Genomic DNA, 18,923 nt, shown 5'->3' with positions numbered 1-18,923 from the left:
TCTTAACCTCTGTTGTATGTCGAATTCAGTACCGCGCGATCCTTCAGCGAAGGGGCCGCCGGCTTATTGCGATTCAGATAACCGATGTTGTTGTTGCCCCACAGGGATTCATACGGCATACCGGCCAGCATCTCCACGGTAGCGCGGGCCTGCGGGGTCACCGCCTCTGGCATCGCATGGCCGGACTCGCGCATTTTCGCGGTCTCTTCACGCAGGGTGCTGTGAGTCTGCAAATTGAGTTTGAAGCGCAGGGAGACAAGGAAGCCGCAGAACAGCACCAGAATAGTGCCAACGCTCAGGATCATCAGAATGGTGTGGCTCACTTCCGCAGGTTGCACTTTTTGCCCGCTGACAAAGCCCGACATCTGCATTACGATCCCCACCAGCATCACCGCACCGGCCTGAGACGCTTTACGGGTCAGCGTCATGATGCCCGCGAAGATCCCTTCGCGACGTTGACCGGTGATCACTTCGTCCACGTCAGCAATGTAGGTGTAGGTATTCCACGGTACGTAGTTGATACCTCCGCGGCCAAGACCAGCAACCGCAGAGATCAGCAGCAGCAGAGCGTAAACGTCGCTCAGGCCCGCGTAATAAAGCACCGCGTAAGAGAGCGAGGCCAGACCAAACAGCACGACCACCATGCGGTAAGACGGCGCAGGTCCGAAGCGAATGCACAGCGGGATCATGCCGATCACGGCGAGGAACTGGAAAATGGCCATCGTGCCCAGCAGGTTGGACGCCATTGACGCCTCCTGCATCAGCACAAATACCACGTAATAGGTGAACACCGCATTAAAGACGTCCTGGGCGATGTAGCCGCCAAGGTACATTCCCAGATGCTGGCGGAAAATCTTGATGCGCAGCGTCGAACTTAATTCGACAAAAAGACGGTTCAGGCTCTGGCCCAGGGTCAGCTTTTTCTTCTCTTCCTCGGCACGCAGAGCCGCTTCAGACCACTCTTCCCGCGGACGCTCCCAGGTGAAGAACCAGACGAAAGTAAGCATCAGCGCGCAGAGTACGGAGAAGACCAGGCTTGCATAGAAGAAGGAGATCGCGTTGTCTTTGCCGAAATGCGTGAGCAGGATCCCCGGCAGGAAGGAGGCCAGAATGGCGGACATCTGCGCCATAGAGATACGCGCCCCGGAGAATTTTGTTTTCTGTTTGAAATCGTCCGTCATCTCCGGCACCAGCGTTTCGTACGGCACCAGGATCATGGTGTAGACGATATCAAAGATCAGATAGGTCAGCAGGTAGTACCAGAAACTCATGTCCCCTACCCACATCAGCGAGTAGCTGAAAACGCAGGGAATACCGAGCAGGATGAAGAACTTACGACGGCCAAAACGCTTGCCCAGCCAGGTGGTGCCAAAGTTATCGGTCAAAAAGCCCATTAACGGGCTGACAACCGCATCCAGCACCCTTGCGGCAGCGAAGATAAAGGTTGCTTCAATCGGTGTGAGTCCACAGAAGGTGGTATAAAAATACAAAAGCCAGGCGGCCGTCAGGGCGGTAGTCCCCGCCCCGAGGAAGTCCCCTGACCCGTAAGCAAAATAATTTGCGAGTCCAATTTTACGTGTTTTCATTGCCGTCAACCCTAATCAGTTTTGGGAGACTCCCTGTAAGCAACCTCGTCCGGGAGTTTTTACACGGCTACAGTAAAAGTATCGACCTGTTGATACCTTTCTGTTTCTGCCATCACAAAGTGGTGAATGGCAAAAACGCAAAGAGTGTCAATACGCGTGTCACTGATTTATAAAACAGCGTTTCTTTTGTATCAAAAGGGAAGGTCATTTTTGCGAGCCAGCCTTCAGAAATGCCTGGAGACTGGCGAAAAGGCGGGCAGTTAGCGGTAGTTGACGAGCACCTCGTTGCGCTGAACCTTCAGCGCCGGGATGAGACGTCCACCGCCTGGCACTTCCCAGATAAAGCGTAAAGGCTCCTGAGCAGACACCCCGTTGAAGGCCTGGGTAGTGCCACGTTGACCCTCGATTTCCGCGCAGCGGGTCAGCGAGCACAGCCGCACCTGCAACCCGGCCGGTGTGGGTCCCGTCAGGGTGTAATTCCAGGCCACCAGCGTCATCTGCCCGGACACGGGCTCAGAGGCGGACAGCGGACGGGAGGAGATCGACTCACCCCGATGGTTGAGCGTTAAGCCGATACTGCTGGCCTGCCATGCCCCCTCGCCTGCGGCCTGCGCCGCCAGCGGGAAAAGTAAGATCCACAGCCACTTACGCATTATTTCCCTCCTATGGTCGCCGTCATGCGAATATTGCGGTTATCGGACAGCTCCATATTCGACAGCACTACCAGCTGGTTCAGGCTCCGGCGCAGGAAGCGCGACAGCAACGGACGCAGCGCGTGATTCACCAGCAGCACCGGCGGCGCGCCCAGCATCTCCTGACGCGCCAGCGCCTCCTGGGTTTGCGCCAGTAATCTGTCCGCCAGACCCGGCTCCAGCCCGCCACCGCCCTGCAACGCCTGAAGCAGCAGACGTTCCAGCGGCGTGTCCAGGCCAATGACCTGCACTTCGCCGGTTCCCGGGAACCATTGCTGGGTAATGGCGCGTCCGAGCGCCACGCGCACCACCGCCGTCAGTTCGTGCGGATCGCTTTGCAGCGGCGCATGTTCGGCCAGCGTCTCAAGGATGGTACGCATATCGCGAATGGGCACCTTCTCATCGAGCAGATTTTGCAGCACTTTGTGCAGGGTGGTTAAGGTCAGTACGCCCGGCACCAAATCTTCGGTCAGCTTCGGCATCTCCTGCGTTACGCGGTCGAGCAGCTGCTGCGCCTCCTGACGTCCAAACAGTTCCGCGGAGAACTGGCCAATCAGGTGGTTGAGGTGCGTCGCCACCACGGTACTGGCCTCAACGACCGTGTAACCCTGAATCTGGGCCTGCTCTTTCAGGGCGCTCTCAATCCAGATTGCCGCCAGACCAAAGGCCGGGTCGGTCGTCTGCTCACCCGGCAACGTGCCTGCGGCGGTGCCCGGGTTAATCGCCAGCCAGCGGCCGGGGTACGCATCACCGCTGCCGATTTCCACCCCTTTCATCAGGATGCGGTAGCGCGCGGGCGGGAGATCCATATTGTCCCGGATGTGGACCACCGGCGGCAGGAAGCCCATATCCTGGGCGAATTTTTTACGAATGCTGCGGATACGGCCAAGCAGCTCACCATCCTGCTGGAAATCCACCATCGGGATCAGGCGGTACCCCACTTCCATCCCCAGCGAATCTTCGAGCTGTACGTCGTTCCAGGTGGCCTCCACCGCCTGGGTGTTCTCAGGCATTTTGACCGGCGCTGGCTCTGCTTTAGGCTGCGTTTCACGGCCACGCATCCACCAGGCAAGCCCCAGCAGCGCAGCGGTGAACAGCAGGAATACCAGGTTTGGCATGCCTGGCACCATACCGAGCAGGCCCAGCACCGCCGCGGAGAGCAGCATAACGCGCGGGTTGCTGAACAACTGCCCCACCATCTGCTCGCCCACGTCCTGATCGGTGCTGACGCGAGTCACAATCACGCCCGCCGCGGTGGAGATCACCAGCGCCGGGATCTGCGCCACCAGACCGTCACCAATGGTCAGCAGCGTATAGCTTTCCGCCGCGTGGCCCATGTCCATGCCGTGTTGCAGCACGCCGACGAGCAGGCCGCCGACGACGTTAATCACCATGATCAGAATGCCCGCGATGGCGTCACCGCGCACAAACTTACTCGCACCGTCCATGGAGCCATAGAAATCTGCCTCCTGGGTCACTTCGGCACGGCGTTTTTTCGCTTCATCTTCCGCGATCAGCCCGGCATTCAGGTCGGCGTCGATGGCCATCTGCTTGCCCGGCATCCCGTCGAGCACGAAGCGCGCGCCCACTTCAGCGATACGCCCCGCCCCTTTAGTGATAACCATGAAGTTGATAATCACCAGAATGACGAACACCACGATACCGATGGCGAAGTTGCCGCCCACCAGGAAGTGACCGAAGGCTTCGACCACCTTGCCCGCCGCCGCCGCGCCGGTGTGCCCTTCCATCAGGATGATACGCGTGGAGGCAACGTTCAGCGCCAGGCGCAGCAGCGTGGTGAACAGCAGGATCGTTGGAAACGCGGCGAACTCCAGCGTGCGCTGGGTGAACATCGCCACCAGCAACACCATGATGGACAACGCAATGTTGAAGGTGAAAAGCAGGTCGAGGATAAATGCCGGTAACGGCAGCACCATCATCGACAGAATTAGCAGGATCAGAATCGGTCCGGCAAGGATCTGCCATTGCGTCGATTTCAGGTTGCCGGGCAGGCGCAACATTGCCACCAGATTAGCCATCAGTGTCCTTCTCGTTCAAAAAATCCAGTGCTTCAGGCACCGGCAGGTTCTCAGGTTTTACAGGTCGTTGACCGCCCGCTAAACGCCAGCGTTTCAGTTGCCACACCCAGGCCAGCACCTCTGCGACAGCGGCGTAGAGCTGGCCCGGGATTTGTTGTCCAATTTCCGCGTGGCGATACAGCGCGCGAGCCAGCGGCGGTGCTTCCAGGATCGGCACACGGTTTTCCGTGGCGATTTCACGAATGCGCAGCGCAATCAGCCCGGCCCCTTTCGCCACCACTTTCGGCGCGCTCATTTTGTTTTCGTCGTACTGAAGCGCCACGGAGTAGTGAGTCGGGTTGGTGACGATGACGTCGGCTTTCGGCACATCTTCCATCATGCGCCGACGCGCGGCGGCGCGCTGCATCTGGCGGATACGGCCCTTAACGTGCGGGTCGCCTTCCATCTGCTTATATTCATCGCGGATGTCCTGACGCGACATTCGCAGCTTTTTGATATGGGAATAGATCTGGAAGATAACGTCGAACGCCACCATCGGAATAATGCTGAGTACCACCAGCAGCGAGCATAACCCGACCAGGTTCAGGGCATTTTTCATCGCCGTCATCGGGGATTCGCTGATCAGGCGCATCATCTCCGGCCAGTGGTGCCACAGAAAAAACCCGGCGGTACTGCCCATAAGAAGCGATTTCAGGATCGCTTTAAGAAGCTCTGCCCCGGTTTGCGCGGAAAACATTTTCGCAATGCCGGGGAACGGATTGAGCTTGGAAAATTTCGGTTGCAGCGATTTACCGCTAAACACCAGGCCACCGAGCATGACCGGCGAAACAAGGGCCACGATGACCACGCCCGCGATCAGCGGCAGCAAGGCGATCATCGCGCTTTTCACAAGGTTGATGATCTGAATGAGGATCAGATTGGGGTCATTGACCATGCTGTGATCAAAACGTAAGCCAGCCGAGAGCATTCCCGCCAGTCTGCGGGCGAGCATCTCCCCGCCCCACCAGATTATGCAGACGCCCACCACCAGGATCAGCAGGGATGTCAGCTCTCGGGATCGGGGGATCTGCCCATCCTCACGGGCTTTTTCAAGTCGGTGGGGTGTGGGGGCTTCTGTTTTGTCGTCGTTCTCTTCTGCCACTGTGCCTGCTCGCAGCCCATTAATTCACGGGTATCATGCCAGCGCAGAGAAAATCCAATGGCGGGAAAAGCCCGTTTATTCGGGCTCTTTTCGCTGTTTTTATTCTGAGCTGCCTCAGGCCGCGTTAACGACCTGAGGCAGAACGCGCAATCAGAAACCAAGACTGTCCAGCAGATCGTCCACCTGATCCTGGCTTGCCACCACGCCCGCTTTGCTGGTGTCAAGCTGTGGACCATTGAGCAGGCTTTCGTTCTCGCGTTTCGGACGGGCAGCCGGTTCCGGTATGTTCTCCAGCAGCACCATCAGCAGCTGACGTTCAATCTCCTGAATCACATCCATCATGCGCTTGATCACCTGGCCGGTGAGGTCCTGGAAATCCTGTGCCATCATGATGTCCAGCAGTTGGGCATTGGTGAAGCTGGTGTGCCCCGGCACGTCACCCAGGTACTGACGGGTATCCGTTACCAGTTCGCGGGCATCCGCCAGCTCAATAGGGTTCTCAAACCACTCATCCCAGCGTTTGCTCAGCGCTTTCGCCCCCTTCTCCATCGCATCCTGGTGCGGCTGCGAGGCTTCAACGCTGTTCAGCGCACGCTCGGCCGCCTGCGCGGTCATCTGTACGACGTAGTCCAGACGGTCGCGCGCGTCAGGGATGGCTTCCGCCGCTTCGGCGATAGCCTGGTCCAGCCCCAGCTCACGCAGGCTGTCGCGCAGCATGCGGGTCAGGCTACCAATGCGGGCAATAATGTCGCTCGGCGAATGTTCTTCAACGGGTTTCATAGCAGGTTGCAACATATCCATCACCTCACATGCCGAGTTTCTCGAAGATCTTCCCGAGCTTCTCTTCCAGAGTCGCCGCGGTGAATGGCTTCACCACGTAGCCGCTTGCGCCCGCCTGTGCAGCGGCAATAATGTTCTCTTTCTTCGCTTCTGCGGTCACCATCAGCACCGGCAGAGAGGCCATGCCTGCATCCGCGCGGATGGTTTTCAGCAGTTCGAGACCGTCCATGTTCGGCATGTTCCAGTCGGAAATCACAAAACCAAACCCGCCAGCCTGGAGTTTGTTCAGCGCATCCACCCCGTCTTCTGCTTCTTCAACATTGTTGAAGCCCAGCTCTTTCAGCAGGTTGCGCACAATGCGACGCATGGTGGAAAAGTCATCCACAACCAAAAACTTAAGCTCTTTATCCGCCATAAAATAATACTCCTGAGTCAAATACGTATTGCCTGTCCGGCACTGATTTTCGCCAGCATCTGCTGGCTTACCTGGCTAAGATCGACCACTTCGCTTACGCCACCCATATTGATGGCCTCGCGCGGCATGCCGAACACCACACAACTTGCTTCATTCTGCGCAATCGTCCAGGCGCCAGCCTGGTGCATCGCAAGCATTCCGGCGGCGCCGTCGTTGCCCATTCCCGTCAGGATCACCCCAACGGCGTTGCGCCCCGCATGTTTCGCCACCGAATGAAACAGCACATCCACCGACGGACGGTGCCGGTTAACCGGCGGCCCGTCATGAATTTTGATTTGATAGTTCGCCCCGCTGCGCGCCAGCTCCATGTGCTTGTCACCCGGGGCGATATAGGCGTGACCCGGCAGCACGCGCTCGCCGTCTTCCGCCTCTTTCACGCTGATCTGACACAGCTTATTCAGGCGCTCCGCGAACGAACGGGTAAACCCTGGCGGCATATGTTGCGTAATCAGAATACCCGGGCTTGAGAGCGGCAATGGCTGGAGTACATGGCGAATTGCCTCTGTTCCTCCGGTTGACGCCCCAATGACCAGCAACTTTTCCGAGCTGAGTAACGGCCCTGCCTTCAGGGTTGCCGGAGCTGCCATCGGCTTGTGGGCCGCGAGTTTTGCGCGCGACGCGGTACGGATTTTCTCGGCGATCATCTCGCTGTACGCCAGCATCCCCTCGCGAATGCCGAGCTGCGGCTTGGTGACAAAATCCACCGCCCCCAGCTCCAGCGCGCGCAGGGTGATTTCTGAACCTTTACCGGTCAGAGATGACACCATCACCACCGGCATCGGGCGCAGGCGCATTAATTTTTCCAGGAAATCGATGCCATCCATGCGCGGCATTTCAACATCCAGCGTCAGCACGTCGGGGTTATATTTTTTGATTAAATCCCGCGCGACCAGCGGATCGGGCGCTGTCGCCACCATCTCCATATCGCTGTGGCTATTGATGATTTCGGTCATGATCTGACGCATCAGCGCCGAATCATCGACAGACAATACCCTGATTTTACTCATGCTTTTTCCTTACTCAGCGCATATACCGTTTGCCCACGCAGGCTAAACTCACGCACGAGGTTGCTGAAGTTTTCCGAGTGCCCGGCAAACAGTAAACCGTCAGGCTTGAGCAACGGAACAAAGCGACGCAGGATGTCCTGTTGCGTCGTTTTATCAAAATAGATCATCACGTTACGGCAAAAAATGGCGTCGAATGGCCCCGGCACGTTGTACTGCTTATCCAGTAAATTAACGGGAGCAAATTCCACGCAGTTCGCCAGCTCCTGGCGTACGCGCACCAGTCCTTCATGCGGGCCGGTACCGCGCATGAAGTAACGCTGTAGCTGCTGAGGAGACAGCGTTTTAAGCTCATCCTGGCGATAAACGCCGTTACGGGCTTTTTCCAGCACTTCGGTATCGATGTCGCTGGCGTACACTTTCCAGCGGCCCGGCGCCATGCCCAGGGTGTCCGCCAGGGTGATGGCCAGCGAGTACGGCTCTTCCCCGGTAGAGGCCGCCGCGCTCCAGACGCGATACTCTCCGCTACGGCGACGGGCGTGTTCCGCCAGCACCGGGAAGTGATGCGCCTCGCGGAAAAACGCGGTCAGGTTGGTGGTTAATGAGTTGATAAATGCCTGCCATTCGGCGCTGTTCTGGTTCGCTTCGAGCATGCTCAGATAGCGGCCAAAATCATCCAGCCCCAGCGTACGCAAGCGCCGCACCAGCCGGTTGTAGACCATGTCTCGCTTATGGTCCGCAAGCACGATCCCCGCACGCTGGTAGATTAACTGACATATCCGACGAAAATGCGCGTCGGACAGCGCGAGGCGCTGTGTCATCTGCAACAATAATGACGTTTGCCCTGAGGGCATGGGTGATGTCATAGCGCCTTCTTAATCACATTCAGGATACAACGGGCACGGCCTGTGACCGTCCGACTTCTGTTACTGCTTCAACGTGCTCTTTCACATTAAATACGGCGACCAACCCGGTAAGGTGATCCGCCTGGTTTGCCAGCTGATCGGTAGCCGCCGCCGCCTCTTCCACCAGTGAGGCGTTCTGCTGCGTAACCTGATCCATCTGTGTAACGGCCTGCGCCACCTGCTCAATACCACGGCGTTGTTCATCAGACGCCGAGGCAATCTCGCCCATAATGTCGTTAACCCGCGTCACGGAGGTGACAATCTCGTGCATGGTCTGCGCGGCGGTATCCACCAGCGCGGAGCCCTGCTGAACGCGGGAGACCGACTCTTCTATCAGCCCTTTGATCTCTTTCGCCGCATTGGCGCTGCGGCTGGCAAGGTTTCGGACTTCACCGGCAACCACCGCGAACCCGCGCCCCTGCTCCCCGGCACGCGCCGCTTCAACGGCCGCGTTCAGCGCCAGAATATTGGTCTGGAACGCGATACCGTCGATGACGCTGATAATGTCGCCAATTTTCTGCGAGCTGGCGGCAATCTCCTGCATCGTGCTGGCGACGTGAGAGGCCTGATCGCCCCCACGTTTCGCCGTCATCGCCGCCTGTTTTGACAAGTCGGACGCCTGACGCGCGTTATCGGCGTTCTGGCTTACCGTCGCGGTCAGCTGCTCCATGCTGGCCGCCGTCTGCGCCAGCGATGCCGCCTGCTGTTCGGTGCGGGATGAGAGATCGTTATTGCCTGCCGCAATCTCGGAGATCCCGGTATGCATGGCGTAACTGCCCTGGCGAACGTTGCTTACCGTTTCCCGCAGCGACCCCTGCATCGCCTTCAGGCTGGCGAAAATCGCTGATATTTCATTCCTGCCATACACGGCCACCGGACGCGCCAGATCGCCCTTCGCCATACTGTCGAAGTGGCTGCTGACGATGGCCAGCGGCTGGACGATCATTTTGCGCGACCACCACAGCGAGCCGCCGGTCAGCAGGGCGGCCAGGATCACCATGGTCAGGAAAATCGCCCCTGACATGCGGTAGCTGGTACGGCTGTCCGCACCGGCACGCGCCACAAACTGGTTAATATCCTGCTGCCAGGCGTTAAAGCTACCGTCGAACGCCGCCTGAGACGCCTGCACCGGCGCGGTCAGGAAGTCAGAAAGCTGGTTGTTCTCCAGCCACGTCGCCTGATGGTCGAGATCGCCGTACCACACATCAAAGGTCTTTTTCATGGCGACTTTCAGCGCTTTCTCTTTCTCACTGACCGCCTCCTGCGCCGTAAAGGCCTTAAACTGCGCGTCGGCCTGCTTCAGGCTGCTGCGGGCCACGACCATCAGCGTCTTAATATCCTCCGGCGGATAGCTCAGCGCGGTTAACGTCCCTGCTTTGTTCAGCGCAGTGCTTGCCTGCAACAGCACGGCACGCGTTTGTGCCAGTGCGGAGCGCTGCTGATTACTCGTCTCAACTTCCTGCAAATTCTGATAACCATCGCGAAACGCCCAGAAAGACAACCCGTTACTGCCAACCTGCAAAACCCCACACAGGATCAGAATCAAAAACAGTGTGGTCGAGATACGAATACGATTTAACATCCACGCTCCCATCAAGCGGCAAGCAGCCGCGGTTTAATTGTCAGTCAAAATGTTTCCCAGTTTTCATCTTGTCCGGTCACCGCTGCGCGCGTACGTGTTGTCACGGGCGCCGGGGTTGCTTCGCTGTACGCCGACCGCGAGCTGACCGTATTTGTCGTTTTTGAAGTAAGACGGAACGCCGAGACGGCCATTTTCAGGCGGCTCGCCTGGTCCTCCAGCGCAGCGGCCGCGGCAGCGGACTCCTGCACCAGGGCGGCGTTTTGCTGTGTCACACGATCCATTTCCGATACCGCCAGGGCGACCTGGTCAATACCACGACTCTGCTCATCCGATGCAGAGGCGATTTCACCCATGATGTCCGTCACGCGCGTCACGGCATTCACGATGTCATTCATGGTTTCACCCGCACTTTCCACCAACACCGAGCCGGTATCCACGCGTGAAACAGAGTCTTCAATCAGGGCTTTGATCTCCTTCGCCGCATTGGCGCTGCGGCTGGCGAGGTTACGCACTTCGCCGGCGACCACGGCAAACCCGCGCCCCTGCTCGCCCGCACGCGCCGCTTCAACGGCCGCGTTGAGCGCCAGGATGTTGGTCTGGAAGGCGATACCGTCGATTACGCTGATGATGTCGGCGATTTTCTTCGAGCTGTCGGCAATGTCATGCATGGTTTTCACCACGCCGTCGACCACCCGACCGCCGCGCTGGGCGGTGTCGGACGCGCTTTCTGCAAGCTGCGACGCCTGGCGGGCATTGTCGGCATTCTGCTTCACGGTCGCGGTGAGCTGCTCCATGCTGGCCGCCGTCTCTTCCAGTGCGGATGCCTGCTGTTCGGTACGGGACGAGAGATCGTTGTTGCCCATCGCGATTTCACTCGTGCCGGTATAGATGGCATCCGCCCCCTCGCGCACGTTGGCGACGGTATCAATCAGCGAACGCTGCATATGGTCGACGCTGGTTGCCAGCTCGGTGATCTCATTGCGGCCAGAAACGGTCAGCGTTTTCGTGAGATCGCCCCGGCCAATATCACGGATATGGGCAATGACGCGGCCAAGCGGGTTAAGCAGGATATGACGAATGCCGTACCACACGGCCACCAGCACGATGACCAGCGCGAGGGCGAGAACCGCCATCTGCCATTTCGCGAAACGGTAGTCGTTCTGGCTTTGCGTGAACGCGGAGTGATAAAGCTCGCCGCTGGCTTTAGCGTACTCACCGAGCGCCGCGCCGAGGGCGTTCTGCATTCCCTGGGTCGGCTGCGCGAAATAGGCGTCCATATTGCCCTTCTCCAGGAACTGCACCAGCTCCGTGAGGCCGGCGAAGTAGGCCTGATATTTTTCATCTATGTTCGCGCTCGCCTGCGCCATTGCCGGCTGAGGGGCGATTTTTTTGAAGGCGTCGTAATGTTTCGCCGCGTCTGCCAGCGTGGCGCGCGCATTCTTCAGCAGTTCCGTTTTTGCGCTGCTCTGCTGGTTATTTGGGTCCATCATCATGCGGGCAGACGAGCGGCTCAGGTTGATACGCGTCTGCAACATCAGATCCCAGGTCGTGGTCAGTTCGCTTTGCTGCATTCGCAAATCGTTCGAGGCCGCGAAGCTGTCCTGGTTCTGTTTTAACGACGAGAAAAAGAGGCCGCCAGAAGTAAGCTGAAGAAGTGCGAAAATGACCAGCACCATCATAAGCATTGTGACAACGCGGATACGGTTCAACATACAACACCTTCTCATAGATTTATTAACGGTGTTATCGGCACAGGCCACAGGAACTTTACATTTGCGAAAGGGAAAAGCGCGGGAGTCAGAATGCGACGTCGACAATCAGCGTGTCGGTATAGGTTCCGGCAGGCGGCGTGGCCTGGCTGGTCAGAACTTTGGCGGTGTAGTTGTAGGTACGTAAAAGCCCGTCCGTACTGACCTGCGATGAGCTGGCGCTGGCCCAGCGCTCGCTGCCGCTGCTACCCCAGCGGTTGCTGGTCGCCTCTTTGTAGATGTCGTAACTCATGAAGTTGCTGCCGCTGACCATACGACGCACGTTGTTCAGGGCATTTGCCCCATTATTAATGCCTATGGTGTAGGTGCTGCCTTTGGTGCAGGTGACGGCAACCGACTGTGAAACGGTGGGAAAATTTTGCACCAGCGGCGCGCTGTTAAAATTCACGTCCGGCGTGGTCATGGTGCTGCAATCGTTGGTGACGGTCATGTTGAGGAGGATCGAGGTGGTTGCCGTGCCGGTTTGCGGGGTCAGGCACGCTCCGACCGCGCCAACGGCGCACACGTTGTAGTTAATGCTGAACGTTAACAACACCTGATACGGCCCGGCGGTGACGTTCTGCCCCATTACGGTCCGGAAATAGAGGGGAATGTTGTAGCGCCTTGAACCCAGCAGCCCGAGCAGCGTGTTTCCGCTCCAGGTATAGGCTTTGCTGATTTGTACTTCACTGTTTCCGCCGCAGCCGGACGCCCCGCACAGGCGCACAGGGATGACATCGGTAATAGCCGCGTTGTCCGTACGCTTCATGGTCGCCCGGCTATTCGCGAAGACGGATGCCGAGGTGTTATTCAGCGTCACCGAGTCGTTAGTTAACAGGTTGAGAACGGTATCGCAGGTCACCACCAGCGTGCCCGTCGTTTCCACTTCCCCGGTACCGCTGAGTGCGAACGAGGTGACGCTGCCAAACGAGGCATTCACCGTACTGACGGTACAGGCCGCCCAGCTGCCGCCGGAGCACAGCAGCAGGAGCGCGATTAACAGGCGTCTCACGGCGCCTCCCGACAGGTCAGCGGACCGTAGGTTTGCAGCTTATGTTCAGGGTTTGCGCCAACGGTCAGCGTTGCCGTACAGCGTTTACCCTCCGGGGTGATGACCTCGAGCGGATTCACGTCGTTGAGGTTTTCCAGCCAGGCGAGGCCGTCGTAGCCGACAACCGCGCTGCTGCGGGACGCGCGTCTGACCTGGCTTCCTACCGGGATCGCATTGCCCTGCGCATCGTGCAGGATCACGCTGGCAACCCGCTCCTGCTCCATCGGGAAATCCACCAGATAACCGTTATGCCGACGAATCGCCACCCGACGCTCGGTCTCTTTCAGCCGGGTATCCGCAGGTAAGTTCAGGGTATCAATGCGGTAACTTGCCGGGTAATAGGCGGAAACGCCGCTCACCAGCAGATAGCCTTTGTTATTGGTTTTTCCGACCGGCTGGTTTTCGTAGCTGACGGGAACATCCGGATGACCGTCGGTGCTGATCACCACAAACGCATCGTTGATTTTGTTCGCCGCAAACAGCTCACCGTCCATCAGCACGACAGAGCCCATCGCCTCGCCCCACCAGGTCATCATGCCCTTCTCACCGTAGCCGCCGCCCTGTAGCTCCACGTTGTTATTCCGCCAGCCGAGCGTGGCCTGCTGATAGTTACTCGACCGCGACTGGTTGGCCCAGGCCATGTTCCAGCTAAAGCCGCCGTCTGAAGGCATCGAGTGGTTGTAGTTAATGCGTTGAGTGCTGCCTGCGTCAGGGGTGTTTTCAAAGGTGACGGCGGCGCTGTCACGTTCGCCGAGGGGAACCTGCAACGACAGCGCAACCGTCCAGTCGCCTCGCTGCTGGTCACGGCTGGCAGCCAGATAAATACTGCTTGAGCCCCACAGATTACGGCTCCAGGAGAGGTTGAGCAGTTCAGTTTTCTGGCTGTCAAAACTCTCAACGCCGATCCACGCCGCGCCGATATTGCCGTATCCGCCGAGGTTAAAGGTTAAGGAATACTGGTCGGTATTGCGGCTCAGGCTGGCAACGGGGTTATCATTTTCATCATAAACGGTGGGCTGATCGTACAGGGCGAGATTGCCGAAGCCACGGTCGCGTCGGGTATGCTGGGTCGCTACGCTAAACTCGCTGGTGTTGTACTGATAGCCCCAGTTTATCTGGCCGCCGCTATCGCCGCGCATGCGGCTTTGGGTCCACGAGGTATTGACCACGCCAAAACGCCCGAGCTTCAGCACCGTGCCCGCACCGCCGAGCGCCAGCGACTCCGCCCCTTCCGCATGCCCCTCCAGCGTCAGCCAGTCGGTCACCCCGTAGCGGTACGATCCGCTGCCCGCCGCCGGGCCATAGTCAAAATTCTCAATACCGTAGTTACGCCGCAGGCTGCCCAGCGTCACGGCGCCGTCGCTTAACCCCTGCTTAAGCAGATCGCTGCTGACATAAAACGGCAGCGTGGTACTCACCTGACGTCCCAGCGCATCCGTGGTAACCAGTACCGCATCCCCGGCACCGTTGATATACGGCAGATTGGTGAGGGTAAACGGCCCCGGCTGAAGGCGGGTGGAGCCGGAACGGTAGCCATTAATAAAGAGATCGACCGAGGTCGGGACGGCCGCCTCGCCGGAAAACGCGGGCAGTGGCCAGGTCACCAGATCCGGACGCAGGGAGAAGTCGCGCCCGTAGCTGATCCCGCCCATGCGCACGCTGGTGCTCCAGCTCAGCGCATCGCTGATGACGTCCCCGGCGGACCAGGTGGTGGCATCCTCTTCGTTGGTGATCAGTAACGTAGAGTCATAACGCACATACCCTTCCTGCTGTCCGCTGTTACCGGTGAAATTCTGCCGGGCGTAGCCCGTCGATGAAAATGAATAATCCTCATTGAAATAACGGAACTCGTGCCAGACCGACGCCTGGCCGCCCGTGTGTTCGGAATGATTGGTATAAACGTCGTAATTGAGCAGCGCGCCGCGGCCATAGTGCGGTTTGCTTTGCGTGCTCTGCTCACTGAAAGGCGTGATCCGCGCGGCAACCCAGTCCCGGGGGACCGTCAGCAACAGGCGCTGGGCCGTGCTGTCGTACTCTGCGCGTACCGACGTAAGCGTCGAGAGATTCACCTCTCCGGCTGGCACATGCGCGGGCGGCAGCCCGGCGCGGAGCAAATCCGCGCCCGAAATAAACCAGGCGCCCTCACGCTGCGTCACCGGCACCACCAGACCCGTGTCATAGTGGTTCAGCACCAGGGCGAGCTGGAATACTGCTTCGCCGTTCATCGTCCGTGCATCCGGCGGCGGCGGTAAACTGTCGTCGCCGGTTTCGGCAAAGGCGCTGGTACTGACGCAAAGCAGGATCATCATCGCCGGTTTCAGTTGACGGGCGTCGATTGCCATTGCGTATCCCTGGCATTAATTTGCGCGCTCATCCGGTTCGGCTGATAAATCCCTGCCGGAAGCGGCCAGCTTCGGGTGCTGCCTGGCAGCACATAACCCAGCAGCCCCTCGGCAACCGTGCGTTTTTGCCCGCCCTGCTCAACCGCAACCTGGCTGAGCCGGACGTGAACATCCCCCTGATTACGGACCTGAAACGCGGGTTTCCCCCCCTCCTGAACGACCCGCCAGCTCAGCTGTTGAGTATTCGCCAGCGCGTGGTGCGCCCCTTCGTTGAGGGTGGGGATCCCCTGCCCATAAACAAATAAGGGAATCGAATAGCGCATTTGCAGTTTGAGACCCATGGACGGTTCCGCTTTGGCATCCGGCTGGGGAATTTCATCCACAATAATGCGGTAGGCCTGCTCAACCCCCGACGGGATCGTCCCCTGCTTGATCAGGCGAATAAGCTGTTTACTGCCTTTGGCGATGGTCACGATCGGCGGGCTGGCAACCACATCCTGCTGGGCGGTGTAACGCTCATATCCGCCCTCCTGCTTCCAGCGCACAATACGCACCTGCATTGTCGTGGCGCTGTTGCCCTGATTCTGGATCCACAATTCAGTTGCTCTGGCCTCTGCCGAAAGCCACGGATCGATGGGCCACAAAAGAATGGTTGCCGCTGCCTGCGCCTGGCCCGCTGCCAGAGCCGTTGCCCCCAACAGACCCACCAGGCCTGATCGCCTGAAAAATGGCTTCATCGATGTTCTCCCTTTCCTACCATGACAAGGTCACGGTGAGTTGATCTGAATATGTTCCCGGCAGGCTAAACCCCGTCAGGAGCGCGACGCCAAAAAGAGGCAGCGCGATGTTATTGCTGTTGGTATAGGTAATTGGTATGGCCCGGTTAACCCCAATTTCACTGTTCGCCGCCAGAGAGCTGCTGCTGTAAAGCCGGTACCCGACAACTTCGGTCCCGCCTGAACGCGTCATCCGTCGCACCGAGCTGTAATTCTGGCCGCCGTCAATGCTCATGCTCAGCGCCACGCCCGGCGTGCAGGCGATGGACAACGCGCCGTCGGCGACAAAGCTGGTGCTGACCGGCGTGTTGTCCACGCCATTGCGGGTTCCAAAATCCAGCGTCCCAAAGCGCCCGCCCGTGCCGGTACTCACTGAGCACCCTGGTACTACCGTCGCGCTCACCCTGAAGGACTGGGAGGTCACCGCCCCGGCGTCGCAGATCATCATCAGCGCGACGATCAGAGCCAAAAAAGGGTGCACGACGCCCTCTGCGCTTTCGCGCAGACATAAACACAATGCCTTCATGGCTGAATCAGTAGGTGACGCTGACGTTAATCGTGTCGGTATAGGTTCCCGGTACAACCGTTACGCTATTGCCGCCGCCCGTTATGCGCCCGTAGAGGGTATAGCTGTTCACCCCGCCCGCTGTGGAAGCTACGGGCAACGCGGCGTTGTTAGCGATCACGTTGTTGTACCCGCTGTCGCTATAGAGGCTGTATGCCACGCCCTGTGCCGCATTGGCGGTGTTCACCAGATAGCGGGCGGGTGTGCCGGGGGTGCCGACAACGGTTCCGGGTGCGGTCGCGTTGGTGTTGCCGGTGATCGCCACCGTGTAACTGGCAGTGGTACATTGAATGGTAAAGGTGTTTCCGCCGCTGGCCCCGGTTAACTGGGTTGTCAGGGTGGAGAATGTCGCAGGATGGGTCCCGAAATCGAGTGTCCCGAAGTTAATGCCGTTTTGCGTTGGCGAGCCGTTGATCAAACAACCGTTCGTCAGCGTCAGCGTCGCCCCGATAGTACCGCTACTGGTGACTGCCAGCGCCTGACCGACAGTCGCCGCCGTCAGCAGTGTACCCGAGCAGATAAAAAGAAGTGTTCTTTTCATTTACCACCCTCCAGAAGAAATAATGGTCCGCTTACCCTATTTTATTCATACTGTTCAGTATGTTAGCCCCGCTTAAACATTCCCCGGCGCGGTTACTGAGAATTTAGTTTATGGTTCACGCTTCAACCACTTTCAACGAAGGTGAGACACCCGCCCTCCAATTAACAGACTATTAACAAACATTACAAAGAGTTAGCAAAATAAAACGGGCATTATTCTTGCTTAGGCTGAAGATATATCGCCTGTACTGTGATCTGAATCACAATATATCGTCATGATAAAAACAACGAATTTCATAAAAATTAAAAACAAGTTGTAACTCACGCAGCTTTACTTCAATTTATGCCTCGAATATTTTCCTGCGCTTAAATAAAAATTTTGTATGCATCGACGCAGGAAACTCTTTTAGCGCATAGAGGATCTTTTTGTGGCAAGTGCAAACAAACTCACGCTCTTCATCGTGATTTTCATGCTGGCGGGTATTCTTTCAGGTGCGGCAATCCATGAGTATGCTTCGTCCGACGCGATACAGGCCTGGTCGGAGAACATCACCCTGCTGACCGATATTTTCCTGCGGCTGATTAAGATGGTGATTGCCCCGCTGGTATTCAGCACCCTGACGGTGGGCATTATGAAGCTGGGTGAAACGTCGACGATTGGGCGCGTCGGGGGTAAAGCGATGGTGTGGTTTATCAGCTCATCCGTGCTTTCCATTCTGGTGGGGCTGTTTATTGTTACCCTTGAACAACCCGGCAGCGGTCTGAACCTGAGCATTCCGACAGAGACGGTTGATACCGGCCTGGCCGTTAGCGGGATGTCGCTGAAAGCCTTCCTGTCACACACTATTCCAACCAGCATTGCCGGCGCGATGGCGAACAATGAGATCCTGCAAATTGTGGTCTTCTCGATGTTCTTCGGCATTGGCGGCGCATCATTAGGTCAAAAATTCAACGCCCCGCTGGTGGCGGCGCTGGATGTGGTCTCCCACATTATGCTGAAAGTGACGGGCTACGTGATGTACGTTGCGCCGCTGGCCATTTTTGCCGCGATTTCGTCCGTGATTGCCACTCAGGGTCTGGGCATTTTGCTGAACTATGCCTCGTTCATTGGCGGTTACTATGTGGCGATCCTTCTGACCTGTCTGGTATTGCTGGCGGTAGGTTACATGGTGCTGAAAAAAGAGATTTTCCGTCTGGTGGCGATGCTGAAAGATCCGGTGCTGGTCGCCTTTACCACCAGCAGCTCAGAAGCGGCATACCCGAAAACGCTGGAGCAGTTAGCGCGCTTCGGCTGTTCACGTAATATCGCCTCTTTCGTCCTGCCGATCGGCTACTCGTTTAACCTGGTCGGCTCTATGGTGTACTGCTCATTCGCCTCGATGTTTATTGCTCAGGCGTACAACATTCACCTGAGTTTCACCGAGGTGACGGTGCTGATGTTAACGCTGATGCTGGCCTCGAAGGGCATTGCGGGCGTACCGCGCTCGTCGCTGGTGGTGCTGGCGGCAACCATTCCGAGCTTTAACATTCCGGTGGCCGGGATCCTGCTGCTGATGGGGATTGACCATTTCCTGGATATGGGACGATCGGCCATTAACGTGCTGGGGAACGGGATTGCGACGGCGATGCTGTCGCAGAATGAAGGGGCGCGGGAAGCGGAATCAGCGCTGGTGGAGCAGGAGGCGTAAGGTTACAAA

The 18,923-nt window shown here is 58.0% G+C and carries 16 protein-coding genes; 1 reads left to right on the top strand and 15 read right to left on the bottom strand.

Annotated features, from left to right (window positions below):
* Nucleotides 1–2: 2 nt before the first annotated feature.
* The 15 genes from ACWKXX_RS16405 to ACWKXX_RS16335 form a co-directional block, all read right to left on the bottom strand.
* Nucleotides 3–1,586 carry an MFS transporter gene (locus ACWKXX_RS16405; protein WP_017693238.1) on the bottom strand — a complete coding sequence of 528 codons (1,584 nt, stop codon included), beginning with the start codon at nt 1,584–1,586 and terminating at the stop codon, nt 3–5.
* A gap of 260 nt (nt 1,587–1,846) precedes the next feature.
* A complete protein-coding gene (gene flhE / locus ACWKXX_RS16400) occupies nt 1,847–2,239 on the bottom strand; it encodes a flagellar protein FlhE (RefSeq protein ID WP_015570272.1) in 393 nt (130 codons plus the stop codon).
* Nucleotides 2,239–4,317: a flagellar biosynthesis protein FlhA gene (flhA, locus tag ACWKXX_RS16395; RefSeq protein WP_003859723.1), complete on the bottom strand. Its 2,079-nt coding sequence runs from the start codon at nt 4,315–4,317 to the stop codon at nt 2,239–2,241. Before flhA ends, flhE begins: the two co-directional genes overlap by 1 nt.
* Nucleotides 4,310–5,458: a flagellar biosynthesis protein FlhB gene (flhB, locus tag ACWKXX_RS16390; protein ID WP_006811100.1), complete on the bottom strand. Its 1,149-nt coding sequence runs from the start codon at nt 5,456–5,458 to the stop codon at nt 4,310–4,312. The genes flhA and flhB overlap by 8 nt, the downstream gene beginning before the upstream one ends.
* Before the next feature lie 150 nt (nt 5,459–5,608).
* Nucleotides 5,609–6,253, bottom strand: a complete 645-nt coding sequence (gene cheZ, locus ACWKXX_RS16385; RefSeq protein WP_003859718.1) for a protein phosphatase CheZ — start codon at nt 6,251–6,253, stop codon at nt 5,609–5,611.
* Between the two features lie 10 nt (nt 6,254–6,263).
* Nucleotides 6,264–6,653, bottom strand: a complete 390-nt coding sequence (gene cheY / locus ACWKXX_RS16380; RefSeq protein ID WP_000763862.1) for a chemotaxis response regulator CheY — start codon at nt 6,651–6,653, stop codon at nt 6,264–6,266.
* Between the two features lie 17 nt (nt 6,654–6,670).
* Nucleotides 6,671–7,720, bottom strand: coding sequence for a protein-glutamate methylesterase/protein-glutamine glutaminase (locus tag ACWKXX_RS16375; protein ID WP_014884341.1), 1,050 nt, complete (start codon nt 7,718–7,720; stop codon nt 6,671–6,673).
* Nucleotides 7,717–8,583, bottom strand: a complete 867-nt coding sequence (cheR, locus tag ACWKXX_RS16370) for a protein-glutamate O-methyltransferase CheR (protein ID WP_017384409.1) — start codon at nt 8,581–8,583, stop codon at nt 7,717–7,719. Before cheR ends, ACWKXX_RS16375 begins: the two co-directional genes overlap by 4 nt.
* A 19-nt stretch (nt 8,584–8,602) precedes the next feature.
* On the bottom strand, nt 8,603–10,204 hold the full coding sequence (tap, locus tag ACWKXX_RS16365) for a methyl-accepting chemotaxis protein IV (RefSeq protein ID WP_047063155.1): 1,602 nt from the start codon (nt 10,202–10,204) through the stop codon (nt 8,603–8,605).
* Between the two features lie 44 nt (nt 10,205–10,248).
* Nucleotides 10,249–11,916, bottom strand: a complete 1,668-nt coding sequence (gene tar, locus ACWKXX_RS16360; RefSeq protein ID WP_017384411.1) for a methyl-accepting chemotaxis protein II — start codon at nt 11,914–11,916, stop codon at nt 10,249–10,251.
* A gap of 85 nt (nt 11,917–12,001) precedes the next feature.
* Complete coding sequence (locus ACWKXX_RS16355) at nt 12,002–12,964, bottom strand: Csu type fimbrial protein (RefSeq protein WP_261666172.1); 963 nt, start codon at nt 12,962–12,964, stop codon at nt 12,002–12,004.
* Nucleotides 12,961–15,345, bottom strand: a complete 2,385-nt coding sequence (locus ACWKXX_RS16350) for a fimbria/pilus outer membrane usher protein (protein ID WP_023303905.1) — start codon at nt 15,343–15,345, stop codon at nt 12,961–12,963. The genes ACWKXX_RS16355 and ACWKXX_RS16350 overlap by 4 nt, the downstream gene beginning before the upstream one ends.
* Complete coding sequence (locus ACWKXX_RS16345) at nt 15,321–16,082, bottom strand: fimbrial biogenesis chaperone (RefSeq protein ID WP_032654003.1); 762 nt, start codon at nt 16,080–16,082, stop codon at nt 15,321–15,323. The genes ACWKXX_RS16350 and ACWKXX_RS16345 overlap by 25 nt, the downstream gene beginning before the upstream one ends.
* A 16-nt stretch (nt 16,083–16,098) precedes the next feature.
* Entirely contained in the window at nt 16,099–16,647 is a 549-nt protein-coding gene (locus ACWKXX_RS16340; protein WP_261666171.1) for a Csu type fimbrial protein, read from the bottom strand.
* Nucleotides 16,648–16,654: 7 nt separating this feature from the next.
* Nucleotides 16,655–17,227 (bottom strand): Csu type fimbrial protein, encoded by a 573-nt coding sequence (locus tag ACWKXX_RS16335; RefSeq protein WP_196064093.1) that lies wholly within the window; start codon nt 17,225–17,227, stop codon nt 16,655–16,657.
* A 427-nt stretch (nt 17,228–17,654) separates the two neighbouring features.
* On the opposite strand from ACWKXX_RS16335, the gene ACWKXX_RS16330 reads away from it, so the two are divergent.
* A complete protein-coding gene (locus ACWKXX_RS16330) occupies nt 17,655–18,914 on the top strand; it encodes a dicarboxylate/amino acid:cation symporter (protein ID WP_196064094.1) in 1,260 nt (419 codons plus the stop codon).
* Nucleotides 18,915–18,923: the final 9 nt, after the last annotated feature.

The sequence above is a fragment of the Enterobacter sp. UPMP2061 genome (genome assembly GCF_053709615.1).
Note: the sequence above shows the minus strand (reverse complement) of the source record. Positions and strands in the feature narration are given on the sequence as shown.

Excerpts from the sequence above, each read along its gene's own strand:
- tap (WP_047063155.1), bottom strand. The coding sequence starts at position 10,204 with ATGTTAAATCGTATTCGTATCTCGACCACACTGTTTTTGATTCTGATC.
- flhA (WP_003859723.1), bottom strand. The coding sequence starts at position 4,317 with ATGGCTAATCTGGTGGCAATGTTGCGCCTGCCCGGCAACCTGAAATCG.
- ACWKXX_RS16375 (WP_014884341.1), bottom strand. The coding sequence starts at position 7,720 with ATGAGTAAAATCAGGGTATTGTCTGTCGATGATTCGGCGCTGATGCGT.
- tar (WP_017384411.1), bottom strand. The coding sequence starts at position 11,916 with ATGTTGAACCGTATCCGCGTTGTCACAATGCTTATGATGGTGCTGGTC.
- ACWKXX_RS16335 (WP_196064093.1), bottom strand. The coding sequence starts at position 17,227 with ATGAAAAGAACACTTCTTTTTATCTGCTCGGGTACACTGCTGACGGCG.
- ACWKXX_RS16350 (WP_023303905.1), bottom strand. The coding sequence starts at position 15,345 with ATGGCAATCGACGCCCGTCAACTGAAACCGGCGATGATGATCCTGCTT.
- cheY (WP_000763862.1), bottom strand. The coding sequence starts at position 6,653 with ATGGCGGATAAAGAGCTTAAGTTTTTGGTTGTGGATGACTTTTCCACC.
- ACWKXX_RS16345 (WP_032654003.1), bottom strand. The coding sequence starts at position 16,082 with ATGAAGCCATTTTTCAGGCGATCAGGCCTGGTGGGTCTGTTGGGGGCA.
- ACWKXX_RS16405 (WP_017693238.1), bottom strand. The coding sequence starts at position 1,586 with ATGAAAACACGTAAAATTGGACTCGCAAATTATTTTGCTTACGGGTCA.
- cheR (WP_017384409.1), bottom strand. The coding sequence starts at position 8,583 with ATGACATCACCCATGCCCTCAGGGCAAACGTCATTATTGTTGCAGATG.
- flhE (WP_015570272.1), bottom strand. The coding sequence starts at position 2,239 with ATGCGTAAGTGGCTGTGGATCTTACTTTTCCCGCTGGCGGCGCAGGCC.
- cheZ (WP_003859718.1), bottom strand. The coding sequence starts at position 6,253 with ATGTTGCAACCTGCTATGAAACCCGTTGAAGAACATTCGCCGAGCGAC.
- ACWKXX_RS16340 (WP_261666171.1), bottom strand. The coding sequence starts at position 16,647 with ATGAAGGCATTGTGTTTATGTCTGCGCGAAAGCGCAGAGGGCGTCGTG.